This window comes from Aquirufa sp. (genome assembly GCF_044239315.1).
Classification (GTDB): domain Bacteria; phylum Bacteroidota; class Bacteroidia; order Cytophagales; family Spirosomataceae; genus Aquirufa.
In genome coordinates, this window is record NZ_JBIIBQ010000004.1 from 68,850 (window position 1) to 86,190 (window position 17,341).

At 41.7% G+C, this 17,341-nt stretch carries 20 protein-coding genes; 15 read left to right on the top strand and 5 right to left on the bottom strand.

Going from position 1 to position 17,341, the window contains the following annotated elements; genetic code table 11:
- From ACILP5_RS02290 to ACILP5_RS02330, 9 genes are all read left to right on the top strand, one after another.
- Window positions 1–840, top strand: coding sequence for an FKBP-type peptidyl-prolyl cis-trans isomerase (locus ACILP5_RS02290; protein WP_395617034.1), 840 nt, complete (start codon window positions 1–3; stop codon window positions 838–840).
- A 4-nt stretch (window positions 841–844) separates the two neighbouring features.
- A complete protein-coding gene (locus ACILP5_RS02295; protein WP_395617035.1) occupies window positions 845–1,690 on the top strand; it encodes an FKBP-type peptidyl-prolyl cis-trans isomerase in 846 nt (281 codons plus the stop codon).
- A gap of 2 nt (window positions 1,691–1,692) precedes the next feature.
- Window positions 1,693–2,583 (top strand): FKBP-type peptidyl-prolyl cis-trans isomerase, encoded by an 891-nt coding sequence (locus ACILP5_RS02300; RefSeq protein ID WP_395617036.1) that lies wholly within the window; start codon window positions 1,693–1,695, stop codon window positions 2,581–2,583.
- Window positions 2,583–3,182 (top strand): RdgB/HAM1 family non-canonical purine NTP pyrophosphatase, encoded by a 600-nt coding sequence (gene rdgB / locus ACILP5_RS02305; protein ID WP_395617037.1) that lies wholly within the window; start codon window positions 2,583–2,585, stop codon window positions 3,180–3,182. Before ACILP5_RS02300 ends, rdgB begins: the two co-directional genes overlap by 1 nt.
- A 55-nt stretch (window positions 3,183–3,237) precedes the next feature.
- Window positions 3,238–5,757 (top strand): DUF5686 family protein, encoded by a 2,520-nt coding sequence (locus ACILP5_RS02310; protein WP_395617038.1) that lies wholly within the window; start codon window positions 3,238–3,240, stop codon window positions 5,755–5,757.
- 102 nt (window positions 5,758–5,859) lie between these two features.
- Window positions 5,860–6,504, top strand: coding sequence for a glycerol-3-phosphate 1-O-acyltransferase PlsY (gene plsY, locus ACILP5_RS02315; RefSeq protein ID WP_395617039.1), 645 nt, complete (start codon window positions 5,860–5,862; stop codon window positions 6,502–6,504).
- A 20-nt stretch (window positions 6,505–6,524) separates the two neighbouring features.
- Complete coding sequence (locus tag ACILP5_RS02320; RefSeq protein WP_395617040.1) at window positions 6,525–7,895, top strand: dipeptidase; 1,371 nt, start codon at window positions 6,525–6,527, stop codon at window positions 7,893–7,895.
- Window position 7,896: 1 nt separating this feature from the next.
- A complete protein-coding gene (gene murQ, locus ACILP5_RS02325) occupies window positions 7,897–8,721 on the top strand; it encodes an N-acetylmuramic acid 6-phosphate etherase (RefSeq protein ID WP_395617041.1) in 825 nt (274 codons plus the stop codon).
- A 58-nt stretch (window positions 8,722–8,779) separates the two neighbouring features.
- The gene (locus ACILP5_RS02330; protein ID WP_395617042.1) at window positions 8,780–9,103 is read left to right on the top strand and encodes a c-type cytochrome; all 324 of its coding nucleotides are present in this window, start codon (window positions 8,780–8,782) and stop codon (window positions 9,101–9,103) included.
- Window positions 9,104–9,153: 50 nt separating this feature from the next.
- Here ACILP5_RS02330 and ACILP5_RS02335 read toward each other — a convergent pair whose 3' ends face one another.
- The 4 genes from ACILP5_RS02335 to ACILP5_RS02350 all read right to left on the bottom strand — a co-directional run bounded on the left by ACILP5_RS02335 (window position 9,154) and on the right by ACILP5_RS02350 (window position 11,287).
- Window positions 9,154–9,630 (bottom strand): GNAT family N-acetyltransferase, encoded by a 477-nt coding sequence (locus ACILP5_RS02335; RefSeq protein WP_395617043.1) that lies wholly within the window; start codon window positions 9,628–9,630, stop codon window positions 9,154–9,156.
- Between the two features lie 5 nt (window positions 9,631–9,635).
- Complete coding sequence (locus ACILP5_RS02340) at window positions 9,636–10,124, bottom strand: DUF5606 domain-containing protein (protein WP_395617044.1); 489 nt, start codon at window positions 10,122–10,124, stop codon at window positions 9,636–9,638.
- A gap of 32 nt (window positions 10,125–10,156) precedes the next feature.
- Complete coding sequence (gene yihA / locus ACILP5_RS02345; protein ID WP_395617045.1) at window positions 10,157–10,771, bottom strand: ribosome biogenesis GTP-binding protein YihA/YsxC; 615 nt, start codon at window positions 10,769–10,771, stop codon at window positions 10,157–10,159.
- 147 nt (window positions 10,772–10,918) lie between these two features.
- Window positions 10,919–11,287 carry a four helix bundle protein gene (locus ACILP5_RS02350; protein WP_395617046.1) on the bottom strand — a complete coding sequence of 123 codons (369 nt, stop codon included), beginning with the start codon at window positions 11,285–11,287 and terminating at the stop codon, window positions 10,919–10,921.
- 158 nt (window positions 11,288–11,445) lie between these two features.
- Between ACILP5_RS02350 and hemE the strand changes: the two genes are divergently transcribed.
- On the top strand, window positions 11,446–12,474 hold the full coding sequence (gene hemE / locus ACILP5_RS02355; protein ID WP_395617047.1) for a uroporphyrinogen decarboxylase: 1,029 nt from the start codon (window positions 11,446–11,448) through the stop codon (window positions 12,472–12,474).
- Between the two features lie 49 nt (window positions 12,475–12,523).
- On the opposite strand, the gene guaB is transcribed toward hemE, so the two are convergent.
- Entirely contained in the window at window positions 12,524–13,993 is a 1,470-nt protein-coding gene (gene guaB, locus ACILP5_RS02360) for an IMP dehydrogenase (RefSeq protein WP_395617048.1), read from the bottom strand.
- Window positions 13,994–14,144: 151 nt separating this feature from the next.
- Here guaB and ACILP5_RS02365 point away from each other — a divergent pair, with 151 nt between their 5' ends.
- Genes ACILP5_RS02365 through nuoE form a run of 5 tightly spaced genes read left to right on the top strand, consistent with a single transcriptional unit; the run spans window position 14,145 to window position 17,341 of the window.
- Window positions 14,145–14,513, top strand: coding sequence for an NADH-quinone oxidoreductase subunit A (locus ACILP5_RS02365; protein WP_395617049.1), 369 nt, complete (start codon window positions 14,145–14,147; stop codon window positions 14,511–14,513).
- Window positions 14,514–14,558: 45 nt separating this feature from the next.
- Window positions 14,559–15,107 carry an NADH-quinone oxidoreductase subunit B gene (locus ACILP5_RS02370; protein ID WP_395617050.1) on the top strand — a complete coding sequence of 183 codons (549 nt, stop codon included), beginning with the start codon at window positions 14,559–14,561 and terminating at the stop codon, window positions 15,105–15,107.
- Entirely contained in the window at window positions 15,104–15,607 is a 504-nt protein-coding gene (locus ACILP5_RS02375; protein WP_395617087.1) for an NADH-quinone oxidoreductase subunit C, read from the top strand. Before ACILP5_RS02370 ends, ACILP5_RS02375 begins: the two co-directional genes overlap by 4 nt.
- A 9-nt stretch (window positions 15,608–15,616) precedes the next feature.
- The gene (locus ACILP5_RS02380) at window positions 15,617–16,852 is read left to right on the top strand and encodes an NADH-quinone oxidoreductase subunit D (RefSeq protein WP_395617051.1); all 1,236 of its coding nucleotides are present in this window, start codon (window positions 15,617–15,619) and stop codon (window positions 16,850–16,852) included.
- 3 nt (window positions 16,853–16,855) lie between these two features.
- Window positions 16,856–17,341, top strand: coding sequence for an NADH-quinone oxidoreductase subunit NuoE (gene nuoE, locus ACILP5_RS02385; protein ID WP_395617052.1), 486 nt, complete (start codon window positions 16,856–16,858; stop codon window positions 17,339–17,341).

Sequence of the window (17,341 nt, forward strand, 5' to 3'; positions counted from 1 at the left end):
ATGCGTAAACAACTAGCAGTAATTTTTGTAGCGGCACTTGCACTAGCTTCGTGTAACAAGGTCGAAGTAGTAGAGGGTGTTAAAATTCAAAAACACGAACATGATGATTCTGCCCCTAAATTAAAAGAGGGTGATGTCATCACTTTTGATTTAGTGATCAAAAATGCAGCTGATTCAATCATAAAAGATTCTCGTAAAGAAGGTAATGCGATACAAGATTTAGTTCCCGCAGCACCCATTCCAGGCGCATTTAAAGGTACTTTTGAGAATGGTTTACGTTTATTATCTGTGGGTGATAGTGCAACCATTTTTGTTCCTGTTGATAGTTTATTTAAAGACGCGCAACAACAGATTCCTCCTTTCTTGAAGCGTGGAACAGATGTTCGTTTCATTGTTAAAATCAAAAAATCTCAAACACGTGCAGAATTTGAGAAAGAAATGAAAAAGTTAGCAGATCAGCAATTAGGTAAAGATTCTAAAACAATTGATGCTTATGTCGCTGGTTTAGGAAAGAAATTTACTAAAACTGCAACTGGTCTTTATGTGTCCATTTCTAATCCAGGTGCTGGAGAAAGTCCTAAGATGGGAGAATCATGGGAAGTGAATTATATAGGTTCTTTCTTAGATGGTAAAGAATTTGACAAAGGGGCTGCTGTTACATTACCTCCAGTGGGTCAATTAGTTCCAGGGTTTAATGAGGCTATGATGCTTTTGAAAAAAGGAGGAAAAGGTACATTTGTGATCCCATCCTCTTTAGGATATGGTGCACAAGGAGCTGCTCCACGTATCCCTGCAAATGCTATCTTAGTGTTTGAATTAGAAGTATTGTCTAAGAAATAATTGAATGAAAGTTTTCGGATTCCTATTTGTTGCCTTTTTTACGTTTTCCTGTTTATCTGATATTGCATTAGAAGATGAGGTGAAGGCGGAAGAAAATGAAAAACAGATCTTAGCTTATTTTGCTTCAAAAAATCAAAATCCAACGGCATTGGCTAAAGGAGGCTATTATTTTGTAACTAAGTCGAATCCAACAGGAGAATTAGCAACCACAGGCGATTCGCTTTTTGTTCACTATGAGTTCTCGAACCTGACCACAGGTAAGGTACTAGATAGTACAAACAGGTCGACTAATTCTCCTTATTTCTTTCGCTATGGATTTAGTAATCCTGTGTTTGTTAATTTAATGTCAGCTCTGCGCGAGGGGGAACAAGCTACACTCGTAATACCCGGAACGGCGCAAGCCTTTCCTGATTTACCTGCATACACTCCTCTAATGGTGAAGGTTAAGTCATATGTTGTTCGTACGCAAGATGATTTGATTCGTGAATTCATCGCCCAGTACAAGTATACCGTTACGGAGGCTCAACCAGATGGCTTACGCTTCATACGTTTAAAAGCCGGCACAGGCGAAATTCCCACGACTGGCAAAATAGTAAAAGTCAAATACATTGGACGCTTTTTAAATACCAAAGCTTTTGATGGAAATATGTCTCGTTCTGACAGTTTAAGTGTAACCGTCGGTGGGAAAGAAACAGTCCAAGGTTTTCAGAAAGGTATTGAGAAAATGCGTTTAGGAGAAAAAGCAGTGCTTATTTTTCCGTCTTCTTTAGGATACGGTGCTAAGGGTAATACCAATATTCCCGGAAACACTCCTTTACTTTTCGAAGTTTACATAGCTAAAATTCAATAATTATGTTTAAGTATATCTTTTTCATTTTTTCTTTTTTCGTGGTTTTATCTAGTTGCTCCGTTGAAAATGTTGCCGAAAATGAGCAAGCTAATGACGAAGCAGAAATTCAAAATTATATCACTCAAAATAAATTAGTGAACATGTTGAAGACGGCAGATGGGATGTATTATTCCATTAAGCCATCTGGAGTCACTAAAAAAGCTGTTACTAGTGATTTAGTTACGTTAAACTACAAGCTTTATCTGCTTGATGGTACCTTAATTGATTCGACTAATTCCGTTAATAAACAGTTTAAATCCATTGTTTATGAAGTTTCCTCAAGCGTTTTTAATCCCATCATTAAATTGATGAAGGAGGGAGATAAGGGGACTTTTTTATTGCCATCTAGTTTAGCTTATGGAGCTAGTTCATTTGGAAATGTTCCTGCCTACTCAGTTTTGAGAGCAGAAGTTGAAGTGATCTCTATTCGCACGGAAACAGAACAGATTACAGATATGAAAACCCTTTATGGGTTTACAAACCCAGAAACAACTAGCTCAGGTATGGTCTTTCAGAAACTCACTGAATCAACATCTACTACTGAAACGACGATAGGTACAGCTAAAACGGTGACTGTAAGATACCTGGGTAGACTAGGCTATGGAGCTGTAAAACTGGATGCTAGCACGAATAGACTAGTTTTTGATTCTAAATTCGGTGAGGGAGAATTTACTTTTATCACGGGTACAAGTCAGGTGATTAAAGGTTTTGAAGAGGCTGTATTGAAATTGAAATTAAATGAGAAGGCAAAAATTATTTTACCAAGTAGCCTAGCCTATGGTGCGAATGGTAATACAACCATACCGGGCTATTCCCCATTGTACTTTGAAATTGAAGTAGTATTCGTAAGATAATGCGCCCTGTTCTTTATTTAGCTACCCAAAACAAGCACAAGGTAGAAGAACTAACCGCATTGTTGAAACATCATTTCGATATTCGTGATGTAAGCTCCCTATCGCTTTCGGAAGAGATTCCTGAAACTGGGAAAACGCTTGCTGAAAACTCCCTTCAAAAAGCCCGCTATATTGCGGAAAAATTTCAAGTTACTTGTCTTGCAGATGACTCTGGATTAGAGGTAGAAGCATTAGGAGGAGCACCTGGGGTCTTTTCTGCGCGCTATGCGGGAGAACCGAAGAACGATCAAAAAAACCTTCACTTACTCCTAGGTAACCTTGCTGGAATAACGAATCGGCGAGCACGATTTGTGACTGTATTAACCTATTATTCTACTGGCACTTACACTTCTTTCGAAGGGGAGATTCAAGGCAGTATCGTAGAAGTACCCAGGGGAACTCAGGGTTTTGGTTATGATCCTATTTTTCAGCCTGAGAACGAGACACGTACTTTCGCCGAAATGAGCTTAGCCGAAAAAAACCTTATTGCACACAGAGCTCGTGCTTTGGAGAAATTCATAAAATACTTAGACGAAACACAGAAATGTGCCGACGAATAGCAAAATACTGGCCTAGCTTGCTATTTTTGTAGTGTTTGCTTTCTAAAATTCCATCATGAAATTGAAAATCAGCTTATTGCTGACATGTATCTTTTACTTTGCGGTTTTCCCAACTTTTAGCCAATTTGTGATTAAAGGGCGCGTTTCAGATGCGAAGAATGGGGATCCTATTCCATTTGCTTCCGTGGGTTTGGTGGGTGTAAACCAAGGTGTTACCACTAATTTTCAAGGTGAGTTTTTTTTAAATTCAAAGTATTCAGCAGATAGTCTTTTTGCCTCATTTGTAGGATACAAAAAGCGCTTCAAGAAAATAACGCGGGAATCTAAACTACAAGAAGTTAACTTTCAGTTAGAGCCAACAGATCAAGTAATGGCTGAAGTAAAGGTCTATTCAGGAGAAAATCCGGCCTTTAAAGTTCTGCGTGGCGTTGTTCGCAATCGAGAAAAAAATGATCGCTCTAAGTTGACCGCCTACGAATATGATTCTTATACGAAGATGGAACTCGATGTAGATAATATATCAGAGAAATTCAAGGAAAAGAAAGTGATGAAAGACATCGCACAATCTATTCAGAAATTTGAAAAAATAGCTGGTGAGGATGGAAAGTTAGTTATCCCTACCTACATATCTGAGTCGATAGGGAAGTTCTATTATCTAGAAAATCCACAACGGAAAAAGGAGACAATAACCAAGACTAATATTAAAGGTGTCGGAGTAAAAGATGGTTCTGTTGTTTCACAGCTGGTAGGGGGGAATTTAGTGGCTAATTATAATTTCTATCAAAATTTTGTCGGCTTTTTTGGGAAGGATTTTGCCAGTCCCATTGGTGATAATTGGAAAGGTAAGTATACTTACTTCTTAGGCGATACAGTAAACGTAGATGGTCGCATTTGCTATAAGCTTGATTTTGATCCAAAGAATGCGATTGACCTCGTTTTTAGAGGCCAAATGTGGATAGACACTACCTCTTTTGCCCTAGTTCAAATTGACGCAGTAGTAGATAAAGCCGCTAATTTGAATTTTATTGAAAAGATTAAAATCTCGCAGGAATTAGAACAAACCAGTAATGGAGTCTGGTTACCTGCGCGAACGCGTTTTTTAATTGATTTAGAGGAAATTTCGAAAGGGAGCGCCGGGATGTTATTGAAGATGTACATCTCCAACAAAGATTTTGTCGTGAATCAACCCCATCCATTAGGCTTCTATGATGTAGCATCAGAAGTGGCGGAGGATGCTATGAAGCCTGATTCAGTTTTTTGGAAATATGCACGGCATGAACCCTTGACTACACCAGACCTTCTGGCCTCAGCGCTGATTGATTCTGTCCAAAACTTACCTATCGTACGAACCTATGTTGAAATTGCTGAGCTTGTTTTAAGTGGCCACAGGAGTTTTAATGGTCTAGAGGTAGGACCCTATATCTCAAGTTTTGCTATTAATAAAGTAGAGGGGGCACGTTTTCGATTAGGTTTTAGAACAAATGCTAATTTTGATAAGCATTGGATTTTACGGGGTAATGTGGGTTTTGGAACAAAGGATCTGGTGCCTAAATATTCAGCAGAAGTCAATTACCTTTTTTCAAAGAAAAAATGGACGATGGCCGGTATTCGACATTCTTATGATTTAGAGCGAGTAGGTTTAACCCCAGATTTAATTGGCGATAATAAATTATTCTACGCATTTACGCGTTGGGGTGCCTTTTCAGGTGCTTTTTTTAGACGGGAATCTGAAGCATTTTTCACCTCGGAATTAGCTAAAGGAATTACCCTAACTACTTCTTTAAACACCCGGTCATTTGACCCTTTGTTTCGTTTTCAGTTTCGCCTAAATCCAGAGCTGGGACCTGCCTCTGCAGTGCAAGATCACTACCAAGAAGCGTTCGCAACCGTGGAATTACGTATTGCTAAAAATGTCACCTTTCTGATGAATGGCAATGAGCGAATCGCGTTAGCAACGAAACGCTTTCCTATGATTACCTTAAAATACCAACGCGGATTCAAGGGTTTCCTTGGAGGCGACTTTACCTACGATCGCTTCACCATAAAAGCATTTCAAACCTTACGTTTAGGTTCTATAGGTCGTTCAGATTATACCTTTACAGCTGGTTATACCCCTTCAAATTTACCTGCTCCTTTATTATTTCCTCATTTAGGAAATGAAACCTTCTTTTTCGTTCGCTCGGCCTATTCCACGATGAGCTATTTTGAGTTTGTAAGTGATCGCTATGCCTCTTTTCAATATAATCATAATTTTGAAGGATTATTGTTTAACCGTATTCCTTTAATTAAGAAATTAAAGTGGCGTTTGATTGCTTCAGGAAATATCTTGATGGGTAGTCAACGTACTGAAAATCGTGAAATAATGAAGGACGTAAATAACCCTTTACGTTCTAAATTTTTAGATCAATACACTTTTGATTCATTAGATCCCAATAAGCCGTTTGCTGAAGTAGGTTATGGTATCGATAATATTTTCAAGATTTTACGTATTCAGGCTTTTCATCGCTTATCCTATTTGGATCATGGAAAACCGCAACGATTTAGAGTAATGGCATCAGTTAATTTTTCTTTTTAGAACATTACAAAGAAGAAAGTTTAAACATTTCAAGAATATTTTTGATGTATTTGATTTCATAAACTCGTCGCCCTATATTTACACGGTTACAACTATTCAAATATGCTATTTATACTTGTGGGCCTATCTTTACTAAGCTACCTGTTGGGATCTATTCCTACAGCGATTTGGTATGGAGATCGCTACCATGGCATTGATATTCGTCAGCATGGAAGTGGTAACGCAGGGGCAACCAATACGTTTCGTGTTTTAGGAAAAAAAGCGGGTTCAATCGTTTTGTTTGTAGACGCATTAAAAGGATTTACGGCAGCTAGCTTAGCGTCGGTTTTATATTCTTTTGGATTAGTTGATTGGGAGTCGTGTGTGTCTTTGAAGATCCTATTTGGCTTTTTAGCAATCATCGGCCATTTGTTACCTGTTTTTTGTGACTTTAAAGGAGGAAAAGGTGTGGCAACAACCTTAGGGATGGTAATTGCTTTACACCCTCAAGCTGCATTTGCAAGCAGCCTTGTTTTCTTGGTGGTCTTTGCGATTTCACATTATGTTTCTTTAGGTTCGATGATAACTTCGCTAGTCTTTCCTTTATTACTTCAATTTGGCGTATTTGGGAAGGAATTGCCGATTTTGATTTATTTTGGATTCATCATTTCCTTTTTAGTGATATTTACGCACCGTAAAAATATTGGACGAATCATTTCAGGAACGGAAAATCGGATGTATCTTATTCCTCGAAAAGGACGTTTATAGCCTTTCTATCTTCATTTATTATGCAATCAACACACGAATTTATTGCCGCTCAAAAGGATCGGTTTTTGGCGGAGCTATTAGACCTATTACGTATTCCCTCTATTTCAGCAGACCCAGCCTATGCGGGGGATGTGAGAAAGGCAGCAGAGTGGATAGCGGAGAACCTTCGAAATGCAGGTGCAGATCACGTGAGATTAGAAGAAACGCCAGGTTATCCGATTGTGTATGGAGAGAAAATGGTGGATCCCGCTGCTCCTACGGTTCTGGTATATGGACACTATGATGTGCAACCGGCGGATCCTTTGGAACTTTGGGATAATCCTCCTTTCGAACCGGTAATTAAAAACGAGGTGATTTATGCACGGGGTGCTTGTGATGATAAGGGCCAGGTTTTTATGCATGTAAAGGCATTTGAGGCTATGTGTGCTACGGGTAATTTAGCCTGCAATGTGAAGTTTATGATTGAGGGAGAAGAGGAAGTGGGCTCGGATAATCTGGGGAACTTTGTCGCGGCGAATAAGGAATTGTTAAAAGCGGATGTGATTTTAATCTCTGATACCGCGATTATTGCGAATGATATTCCATCGATTGATGTCGGGTTACGTGGTTTGAGCTACATGGAAGTAGAAGTGCAGGGACCGAATCGCGATTTACATTCAGGTGTATATGGTGGTGCGGTGGCGAATCCGATTAATATTTTATGCCAAATGATCTCCTCCATGCACGATGAGTTCAATCACATCACGATTCCTGGATTTTACGACGGGGTGATGGAAGTGAGCGCAGCGGATCGGGCAGCGATGGCTCAGACGCCTTTTGATTTAGAAGCTTACCAAAAAGATTTAGGCATCGACACCGTTTACGGGGAGAAAGGCTTCACGACGTTAGAACGTGCCTCTATTCGCCCTACGTTAGATGTCAATGGAATTTGGGGTGGTTATACAGGTGAAGGAGCAAAGACGGTTTTACCTTCTAAGGCTTTCGCGAAAATTTCCATGCGATTAGTGCCTAATCAGTCTTCGGCAGAAATCACTCGTCTTTTTACAGAGCATTTTATTTCGATTGCCCCTAAAGGAGTGAAGGTCAAAGTGACTGCTCACCATGGTGGTGAAGGGTATTTAATGCCGACAGACAGTATTGCTTTTCAAGCGGCATCGGATGCGATGACCACGACATTTGGAAAGGAACCTGTTCCTACACGCGGAGGTGGAAGTATTCCAATTGTGGCCTTGTTCGAGAAGGAATTAGGGATTAAGTCGATTTTGATGGGTTTTGGTCTAGATTCTGATGCCATTCACTCGCCTAACGAGCATTATGGCTTATTTAATTTTTACAAAGGGATAGAAACGATTCCTCATTTCTTCCAAAACTTCGCAGAATTATCGAAATAAGATGGCAGAAAACTTAAGTGCTTTAGCGACGGAATCATCCTCAACCTACCAAGATTTAGAAAAACAGACGGTCGACACCATCTTACGCCAAATCAACGCGGAAGATAAAACGGTCCCTTTAGCGGTAGAAAAAGTCATTCCAGCCATCGAACCTCTTGTGCATGAAATTGTGAAGCGCATGAAACAAGGAGGTCGTCTTTTTTATATCGGTGCGGGAACTTCTGGACGTTTAGGCGTTGTCGATGCCTCCGAGTGTCCACCTACCTACGGTGTGCCCCATGATTGGGTGATTGGCTTAATCGCTGGAGGAGATTCAGCCATTCGGAAAGCAGTGGAGAATGCGGAAGATGATGAAAAGCAGGCCTGGTTAGATATGGAAGCTTATGGTATCGATTCCTTAGATACGGTTATCGGGATTGCGGCATCAGGTCGCACACCCTATGTGGTAGGAGGATTGCGTGATGCTAATGCACGAGGAATTCTAACGGGTTGCATCGTTTGCAATGCAGGTAGTTCGGTGGCAGCTGAAGCAAAATATCCTATCGAAGTGGTGGTAGGTCCAGAATATGTGACGGGAAGTACCCGAATGAAATCTGGAACTGCCCAAAAACTGGTTTTAAACATGCTTTCCACCGCTGTCATGATCCAGCTAGGTCGCGTGAGAGGTAATAAAATGGTGGACATGCAGTTAAGTAATCACAAATTAGTGTTGCGTGCCATTCGCATGGTGCGAGAAGCAACGGGTGTGAGTGATGAGGTGGCGGCAGAACTTTTAGAAAAACACGGAAGCGTGCGAAATGCAGTCGATGCAATTCAAGCAAAATAAATTGGGATAATAACGCTTTAATCCCTTTATTTGTGATATAATTAATCAAATACCTCGTATGAAAAACATATCTAAACTAATTTTAACGTTCGTTCTCGGAACAATGGCTTTCGGTTCTCAAGCAAAAGCGGAAGATTTTCCAGCAGACATCAAGCCTTTAATGACTAAATATACTTGTTTCGCTTGTCACAAAGTAGACACACGTTTAGTGGGTCCTGCTTATAAAGATGTAGCTAAGAAAAAATATTCAGTGGATAAGATTGTTGCTTTAATAGCAAAGCCACAGCCTTCGAACTGGCCAGGTTATCCTCCAATGGCGCCGATGACCGTGCCTAAAGAGGATGCAGTTAAATTAGCGAAGTACATTAACTCGTTGAAATAATTGATCTAATAGCATAAAAAAAGCCCTCGATTTATCGAGGGCTTTTTTATTTATAGGGCTTTTAGCATCCAGATATCGCAACCACAATGGCCACTATTCCCTAATGGTCCATCCAGCGACTTGAATCCTACTTTTTCATAGATTGAAACAGCTTTTGCAAGTTCAGGCATGGATTCTAAATACACCTGAGTATATCCGTTTGCTTTTGCCCATCTCATTGATTCCTCCATCAGTTGCTTGCCCAGTCCTGTGCCTCTGGCCTCTTTAGCCAAATATAATTTAACGAGTTCGCAAGTCCCTTCCGGTAAATTATCAGTCGGGAAAATCCCACAACCGCCCACCACTTGTAGGTCAATAGTTGCAACAAAATAATAGGACCCAGGAGTTCTGAAAAGATCATACAAAGCATCCGTGGTCGGATCAAAATAGACGGTGCCTGGTTTATTAGCCCCAAATTCCGTCAACGCCCCACGAATGACTTTCGCCAATTCCACGTTATCTCCAGGTTCAATGGGCCTAATTTGCATGGTGATTATTTTGCTGCTTTTTTCGCAGCGGGTTTCTTTTCAGCTGGTGCAGCTTTCTCTGCTTTCGGAGCCTTCTCGGCTTTCGCTGCTACAGGAAATAACTCAGGCGCGTTTGCTACCAAAATTAAGTACCAGCTTAAGATTTTTTTGATGTCTGACGCGAATACACGATCCGTATCGTAGTTAGGAACAACAGTTGCCAATGTGCTGAACAATTCAGCATCACTTGCTTTCTTCGCCTCGATAGGTAAAACACCATTGAACTTCGCATGGATCTGTAAGAATAAATCTGCCAAAGGTAAAGTGCTATCCTGGTGATCATTTAGATACAAAGAGATGTCTTTAAGTACCGAAATACGTGTTTGACCACCTACGACTGATTTTTGTTTCGCTGCGTCCAAAGTCTCCACAATCACTCCCGTGCGCGTAGGCTTTAACACTTTGTACAATCCACTTTTTCCCGAGATATGGGCAACTTCATTCAATAAATCCATGTTTTTTCGCTTGTTATGGGGCAAAATTAGTACTATTTCCCTATTCTGTATGGGGATGTTTGAATTAATTCGTTGATAGAGGCTAAAATGTCTTCCCTCCCCACATGCTTCTCAGCTGAAGTGATGAATAATGGAGGAAGTTCATCCCACATTTCTAAGAGAAAGTTTTTGTATAGCTCGACACTCTCATTTACCTGCTTTTGGGACAATTTATCGGCTTTTGTAAATACGATATAAAAGGGTATTTCATCCTCGACCATCCGACTCATAAACTCAATATCCACGGCCTGGGGCTTCAAACGAATGTCCAAAAGCACAAACAAACAAGTCAAATTCTCTCGATGTATCAGATAATCAAAGATCATCTTTTCAAATTCTTTCCGCTTTTCCTTACTGACTTTGGCAAAACCATAACCCGGCAAATCCACCAAAAACCACTTCTCATCAATAATAAAGTGGTTAATCAATTGCGTTTTTCCTGGAGTCTGTGATGTTTTCGCCAAACCCTTGTGAAAGGTCAACGAATTAATCAGCGACGATTTTCCCACATTCGAACGGCCAATAAAGGCAAATTCAGGGTACTTCGCCGGCGGGCAATTCTTAAAATCGGTGTTACTGGTTACGAATTTAGCGTTAATCTGAGCCATAGGGCGGGTGATGATGAGGGACAAAGGTAAGGAAATAAGTCCGAAGTCCGAAGGGAGGTAGTCCGTAGGGTGGGGTAGTCCGAAATCCGGAGGTAGGTAGTCCGTAAGGGGGGGTAGTCCGAAGTCTGGAGGGAAAGATTGCAGAGTCTAAAGATATTTTACTTCGTTTCTGTTTAGTGATCTGGATAGTCCATTCAGCATTTTTGAAATTTCAATTAAATGATCATTACAAACATTATATTCATCTGTTGATATATACATCAGCTTTGCAGCCAAATAATTCATAGATCGAACTTCACTTGCTGAACCTAAAGCGATAAATAAGAATCGTTTAAACTCTTTGTCGGAACTTCTGTCGAAACCTTCTGCGATATTATTTGCTATAGAAACAGATGCTCGCTGTATTTGATTCTTAAATCCCCAATCATGATTATTAATATATAATCGATAGATTTCCATGCTAAGTAGAATTGATTTTTGCCATACAAGAAGGTCTTCGAATTTAGTAACTCGCATAAGTTTATTTTTAAAACGATTTTTAGGTTATCTATTGTATCAGTAACCTGATAATCTCCTTCGGACTCTCTCCCTCCGGACTCTTTCCCTCCGGACTAATGACTTTTTCCCTCCGGACTCTTTCCCTTCGGACTATTTTCCCTTACCTTTGTACGCTTATGGAAAAACTACAAAATGATCTACTTCTTCGTGCCGCGCAGGGTCTGCCTGTGGAGCGAATCCCGGTTTGGGTGATGCGTCAAGCAGGGAGGATTTTACCTGAATATAGGGCCGTGCGTGCTAAGGCGGGGTCTTTTATTGGGCTGGCGACGCATCCGGAGATGGCGGCGGAGGTGACGATTCAGCCGGTGACGCGTTTTGGGGTGGATGCGGCGATTATCTTTTCGGATATTTTAGTCGTGCCGGAGGCGATGGGTTTGCCATATGTGATGGAGGAGCAGAAGGGGCCGGTTTTTCCCGAGGTGATTCGGTCGAAAGCTGATTTAGCGAAAATTAGAGAGGCGAATCCCGAAGAGGATTTGAAATATGTGTTGGATGCGATTAAGATCGTGAAGAAAGAGTTGGCTGGCAAGGTTCCGTTGATCGGATTTGCGGGTGCTCCGTTCACGATTTTCTGTTATATGGTTGAGGGGAAAGGGTCGAAGACTTTTTCGCAGGCCAAAAAGATGTTGTATGCCGAGCCTGAGTTAGCGCATGCTTTATTGCAAAAGATTACGGACTCCACCATTTCGTATTTGAAAGCACAGGTAGCGGCTGGAGCTAATTTAGTCCAAATCTTTGATTCTTGGGCGGGCATTCTGTCGCCAGCGCAATATTCGGTGTTTTCGACGCCTTATTTAAAGCAAATTTGTGATGCCATAACGGAGGTTCCGGTGACGCTTTTTGCCAAAGGTGCTTTTTTCGCACGCGAAGAGATGGCTGGGTTGAATTGTGCGACGATTGGTTTGGATTGGAATATGGATATCGCGGAATCTAGAAAGTTAGTAGGACCTAATAAAACCTTACAAGGAAATTTAGATCCTTGTGCGCTTTATGGCGATTTCAAGACAGTGGAAGCAGAAACGAAAAAGATGATTGATCAGTTTGGAACGCAACGTTACATTGCGAACTTAGGTCATGGAGTTTATCCAGATATTGATCCGGACAAGGTACAATGTTTCGTGGATACGGTTCAGAATTACAAATAAAAAAAGGCCTTGCGATTTGCGAGGCCTTTTTTATGAATAAACTAAAATCTTATTTTGCCGAATAGTTAGGCGCTTCTTTCGAAATGCTCACATCGTGTGGGTGACTTTCTTTCACACCTGCTGAGGTGATTTTCACGAACTTGGCTTGTTGCATGGCTTCGATAGAAGAGGCGCCGCAATAGCCCATTCCGGCTTTTAAGCCACCTACCATTTGGTATAAAATCTCGGTTACGGAACCTTTGAACGGTACGCGACCCACGATTCCTTCTGGAACTAGTTTTTTGATATCATCTTCTGCATCTTGGAAGTAGCGGTCTTTCGATCCATCTTCCATGGCTTCTAGAGAGCCCATTCCGCGGTATGATTTGAATTTACGTCCTTCCAAAATAATCATTTCACCTGGTGCTTCGTCTGTTCCTGCTAAAAGAGAACCGATCATGACGGTGCTGGCGCCGCCTGCGATTGCTTTGGCTACATCGCCTGAATAACGAATACCTCCGTCAGCAATGACTGGGACATCGTATTTTTGTAAAGCTTTGGCAGCTTCATAGACAGCAGTCAATTGTGGCATGCCCACACCTGCGATGATACGCGTGGTGCAAATACTTCCTGGACCCACACCTACTTTTACGGCATCTGCTCCTGCTTCTGCTAAAGCGACCGCTGCTTCGCCTGTGGCGATGTTACCTACAATTACGTCTAGTGTAGGGAAGGCTTTTTTCACTGATTTCAAGGCATCGATTACACCTTTTGAGTGTCCGTGTGCGGTATCGATGCTGATCACGTCTACGCCTACTTGAACTAAAGCCTGAACGCGGTCTAATAAATCAGGTGTCACGCCTACTGCGGCACCTACGCGAAGACGGCCTAGGAGATCTTTCGATGCCAAAGGGTGTGACTTGCGCTTTAAAATATCTTTATAGGTAATCAAACCGATCAATTTTCCATTCTTGTCGATAATGGGTAATTTTTCGATTTTATGTTCTTGCAAAATGCTTTCGGCCTGTTCCATGCTGATTCCTTCTTTGGCCGTAATCAAATTATCCTTCGTCATGATTTCCTTCACGGGACGAGCGGTTTGCTTTTGGAAACGTAAATCACGGTTCGTCAAAATCCCCACTAAAAGTCCTGCATTATCAATGACCGGAATACCACCGATTTTGAATTCCCTCATGATTCGTTGGGCATCTCCTAGTGTGGAGTTATCCTTCAAAGTCACCGGGTCGATGATCATCCCTGATTCAGAGCGCTTTACCTTGCGAACTTGAGCTGCTTGTTGCTCAATCGTCATGTTCTTGTGGATAATTCCAATACCACCTTCCTGAGCTAAAGCAATCGCTAAAGCTGCTTCTGTTACCGTATCCATGGCGGCAGAAACAATTGGAATATTAAGTGAAATGTTGCGCGTAAGGCGAGAAGAAGTACTTACTTCACGGGGTAAAACCTCGGAATAAGCAGGAAGCAAAAGCACATCGTCGTACGTTAAAGCTTCGAAAAGAAATTTACTGGAATCAAGCATAGCAAATAATTTGAATGGGGTGATGAGTGTTACCCTTATTTGCAGGACAAAATTACACGAAATTTCTGAAATAATTCTATCCTTTTCTGAATTTTTCTCTCGGATTTGGATTTTTAGCTGTAAATTGCGGCTTGAATTTTAAGCCTTCGTAATGAACTATCAACCACAGGATTTTCTTCCTATTTTTGTTCAGCTAGCAGCTGCTTTGGCATTTATCGTTGCTACGATGTTAGCCACTCACGCATTAGGTCCTAAGAGACATTCTAAAGCGAAAGATGATACTTTCGAATGTGGTATCGAATCAATCGGCGATGCCCGTACCCCTATCTCAGTTAAGTATTTTTTAGTGGCCATTCTTTTTGTACTATTCGATATAGAAATCGTCTTCATGTACCCATGGGCGGTTAATTTCAAAGAATTGTCTTGGAATGGATTTTATGAAATGTTAGTATTCATGGGCTTGCTTCTAGTAGGCTTCTTATACGTATTGAAAAAAGGAATTTTAAAGTGGGAGAAGTAAACAATCAGGCTTTGCCTTTGTTTATCAATCATCAGATAAAAAAATATGAGTAATTCAACTATAAGTGTTGCAGAAGCGCCTCCTGGAATCGAGGGAGCAGGTTTTTTCGCTACGTCATTAGATAATTTAGTGGGTTTAGCTCGGGCTAACTCGCTTTGGCCATTACCTTTCGCCACCTCTTGTTGTGGTATTGAGTTTATGTCGACGATGGCATCTCATTATGATATTGGTCGTTTTGGTGCAGAACGTTTAAGTTTTTCCGCCCGTCAAGCAGACGTTTTGATGGTAATGGGGACAATCTCTAAGAAGATGGCGCCGGTAGTGAAGCAAGTATATCTACAAATGGCTGAGCCTCGTTGGGTATTGTCTGTAGGCGCTTGTGCTTGCTCTGGGGGTATTTTTGATACCTATTCCGTGCTTCAAGGCATCGACCGCATTATTCCGGTGGACGTTTATGTGCCGGGTTGCCCGCCACGTCCGGAGCAAATTTTGGATGGCTTTATGCAGATCCAAGAATTAGCGAAAAAGGAAACAACACGCAGACGTAACGAACCAGAATACAAGGCTTTATTAGCTTCTTACGGAATCGAATAACTATGAACGATAAGATAATCGAAGCGCTTCTAGCGCAGTTTGGCGAGGAGGGAGTTTATGGAATAGGGGAGTCACACGGCATTTTGCAGGTGACCACGGAAGTAGAGAATATCGTTCCGATGATCCATTTTTTGTATGCTCACCCGGTGTTTAAGTTTCAATTTTTGACAGATTTGGCTGGGATACATTTTCCGGATGCTAAAGGTCAAGAACTAGGAGTGATTTACCACTTGCACTCTTTGGAAAACAACGTGCGTCTTTGGATTAAGGCCTATGCACCTATCGAAGCGCCTAATTTCCCGACTATCACCGGCCTTTTTGCTACAGCTAACTGGATGGAGCGCGAGGCGTTTGATTTTTATGGTATCATCTTTGACGGTCATCCTAATTTGACCCGCATCCTGAATATGGACGAGATGGATTACCACCCGATGCGTAAAGAATATCCCTTAGAGGATGCGACGCGTCACGATAAGATTGATGAATTGTTTGGACGATAATAAAAAGACATGTCTGAAATAGCTTTAGTAAACAGCCCTAATGTAGGATTAGATAAAACACAAAAAGGGGGACCTTATGTGAATGAATTGTCTACGTTAAACTTAGGTCCTACGCACCCCGCGACGCACGGTATCTTCCAAAACATCTTAACGATGGACGGCGAAACGATCGTAGATGCGGAGCAAACAGTAGGATACATTCACCGCGCTTTTGAAAAGATTGCAGAACGTCGTCCTTTCTACCAAATCACCACTTTAACAGACCGCATGAACTATTGTTCCGCTCCTATTAACAATATGGGCTGGCACATGACGGTAGAAAAATTGTTAGGTATAGAAGTTCCCAAGCGTGCGCAATACATGCGTGTGATCATGATGGAGCTTGCTCGTTTAACGGACCACATTGTGTGTAATTCCATTCTAGCGGTAGATACCGGAGCTTTAACCGGTTTCTTGTATGTCTACCAATGGAGGGAGTTCATCTACGAGATTTACGAAGAGATGTGCGGTGCACGTCTTACTACGAATATGGGTCGTTTTGGTGGTATGGAGCGTGATTTCACGCCTGTAGCGATCGAAAAAATCCAAAAATTATTAAAAGAACTTCCAGCGGCCTTGAAGGAATTCGAAGGTTTGGTAATGCGTAACCGTATTTTTATGGACCGTACCCAAAACGTAGGAGGAATTTCAGCTGAACGTGCATTGAACTACGGATTTACAGGTCCGAACTTACGTGCAGCGGGTGTAGATTACGATGTACGTTCATTGAATCCCTATTCATCTTACGAAGATTTCGAATTCGATGTGCCAGTAGGAACAAAGGGCGATACCTACGATCGTTTCTTAGTCCGTGAAGAGGAGATGTGGCAAAGTTTGCGCATCATCCAACAAGCGATGGATAACCTTCCTGAAGGGCCATACCACGCAGATGCACCGCATTATTATTTACCCGATAAACAAGACGTCTACCACAACATGGAGGCTTTGATCTACCACTTCAAAATTGTGATGGGAGAGATCGATGCACCGGTAGGAGAGGTTTATCATTCCGTAGAGGGCGGAAACGGGGAATTAGGTTTCCACTTGGTTTCTGACGGAGGTCGTACACCGTACCGTTTGAAATTCCGTCGTCCCGGATTTATATATTACCAGGCTTTCCCAGAGATGATCAAGGGAACCACCCTTTCAGATGCGATCGTAACGATGTCATCGATGAACGTAATTGCAGGAGAGTTAGATACTTAAGACATGAGCAAGATTGTTTTCCCAGCAGAAACGCTGGAATTAGTGAAAAAAATTATCACCCGCTATCCGGAAGGAAAGCAAAAGTCGGCTATTTTACCGATTCTTCACTTAGCGCAAGCACAGTGGAAGTGGTGCTCGCCAGAGGTGATGGACTATGTGGCAACCCTGATGGACATCAGCCCCATCGAGGTGTACGAGGTAGCTTCATTCTACACGATGTTCCATTTGGAGCCGGTAGGTGAGCACGTGATCGAGTATTGCCGTACGGGTCCTTGTTGCTTAATGGGTGGCGTGGAAGTATACGATCATTTGAAGAAGCGTTTGAAAATTAAAACAGGCGAAACGACGAAGGATGGCAAGTTTACTATTAAAGAAGTAGAATGTTTAGCCGCTTGTGGTTGGGGTCCTGTATTCCAAATCCGCGAAAAATACTACATGCACCTAACGAACGAAAAGGTGGATGAAATCATTGATGAATTGAGCAAATAA

What these genes read in the sequence shown, in the direction of transcription:
- plsY (WP_395617039.1), top strand. Translation starts at nt 5,860, where the DNA reads ATGCTATTTATACTTGTGGGCCTATCTTTACTAAGCTACCTGTTGGGA.
- rdgB (WP_395617037.1), top strand. Translation starts at nt 2,583, where the DNA reads ATGCGCCCTGTTCTTTATTTAGCTACCCAAAACAAGCACAAGGTAGAA.
- ACILP5_RS02365 (WP_395617049.1), top strand. Translation starts at nt 14,145, where the DNA reads ATGAACTATCAACCACAGGATTTTCTTCCTATTTTTGTTCAGCTAGCA.
- hemE (WP_395617047.1), top strand. Translation starts at nt 11,446, where the DNA reads ATGGAAAAACTACAAAATGATCTACTTCTTCGTGCCGCGCAGGGTCTG.
- ACILP5_RS02300 (WP_395617036.1), top strand. Translation starts at nt 1,693, where the DNA reads ATGTTTAAGTATATCTTTTTCATTTTTTCTTTTTTCGTGGTTTTATCT.
- ACILP5_RS02310 (WP_395617038.1), top strand. Translation starts at nt 3,238, where the DNA reads ATGAAATTGAAAATCAGCTTATTGCTGACATGTATCTTTTACTTTGCG.
- ACILP5_RS02370 (WP_395617050.1), top strand. Translation starts at nt 14,559, where the DNA reads ATGAGTAATTCAACTATAAGTGTTGCAGAAGCGCCTCCTGGAATCGAG.
- murQ (WP_395617041.1), top strand. Translation starts at nt 7,897, where the DNA reads ATGGCAGAAAACTTAAGTGCTTTAGCGACGGAATCATCCTCAACCTAC.
- ACILP5_RS02350 (WP_395617046.1), bottom strand. Translation starts at nt 11,287, where the DNA reads ATGCGAGTTACTAAATTCGAAGACCTTCTTGTATGGCAAAAATCAATT.
- ACILP5_RS02335 (WP_395617043.1), bottom strand. Translation starts at nt 9,630, where the DNA reads ATGCAAATTAGGCCCATTGAACCTGGAGATAACGTGGAATTGGCGAAA.
- ACILP5_RS02380 (WP_395617051.1), top strand. Translation starts at nt 15,617, where the DNA reads ATGTCTGAAATAGCTTTAGTAAACAGCCCTAATGTAGGATTAGATAAA.
- ACILP5_RS02320 (WP_395617040.1), top strand. Translation starts at nt 6,525, where the DNA reads ATGCAATCAACACACGAATTTATTGCCGCTCAAAAGGATCGGTTTTTG.
- nuoE (WP_395617052.1), top strand. Translation starts at nt 16,856, where the DNA reads ATGAGCAAGATTGTTTTCCCAGCAGAAACGCTGGAATTAGTGAAAAAA.
- ACILP5_RS02295 (WP_395617035.1), top strand. Translation starts at nt 845, where the DNA reads ATGAAAGTTTTCGGATTCCTATTTGTTGCCTTTTTTACGTTTTCCTGT.
- ACILP5_RS02330 (WP_395617042.1), top strand. Translation starts at nt 8,780, where the DNA reads ATGAAAAACATATCTAAACTAATTTTAACGTTCGTTCTCGGAACAATG.
- ACILP5_RS02340 (WP_395617044.1), bottom strand. Translation starts at nt 10,124, where the DNA reads ATGGATTTATTGAATGAAGTTGCCCATATCTCGGGAAAAAGTGGATTG.
- yihA (WP_395617045.1), bottom strand. Translation starts at nt 10,771, where the DNA reads ATGGCTCAGATTAACGCTAAATTCGTAACCAGTAACACCGATTTTAAG.
- guaB (WP_395617048.1), bottom strand. Translation starts at nt 13,993, where the DNA reads ATGCTTGATTCCAGTAAATTTCTTTTCGAAGCTTTAACGTACGACGAT.
- ACILP5_RS02290 (WP_395617034.1), top strand. Translation starts at nt 1, where the DNA reads ATGCGTAAACAACTAGCAGTAATTTTTGTAGCGGCACTTGCACTAGCT.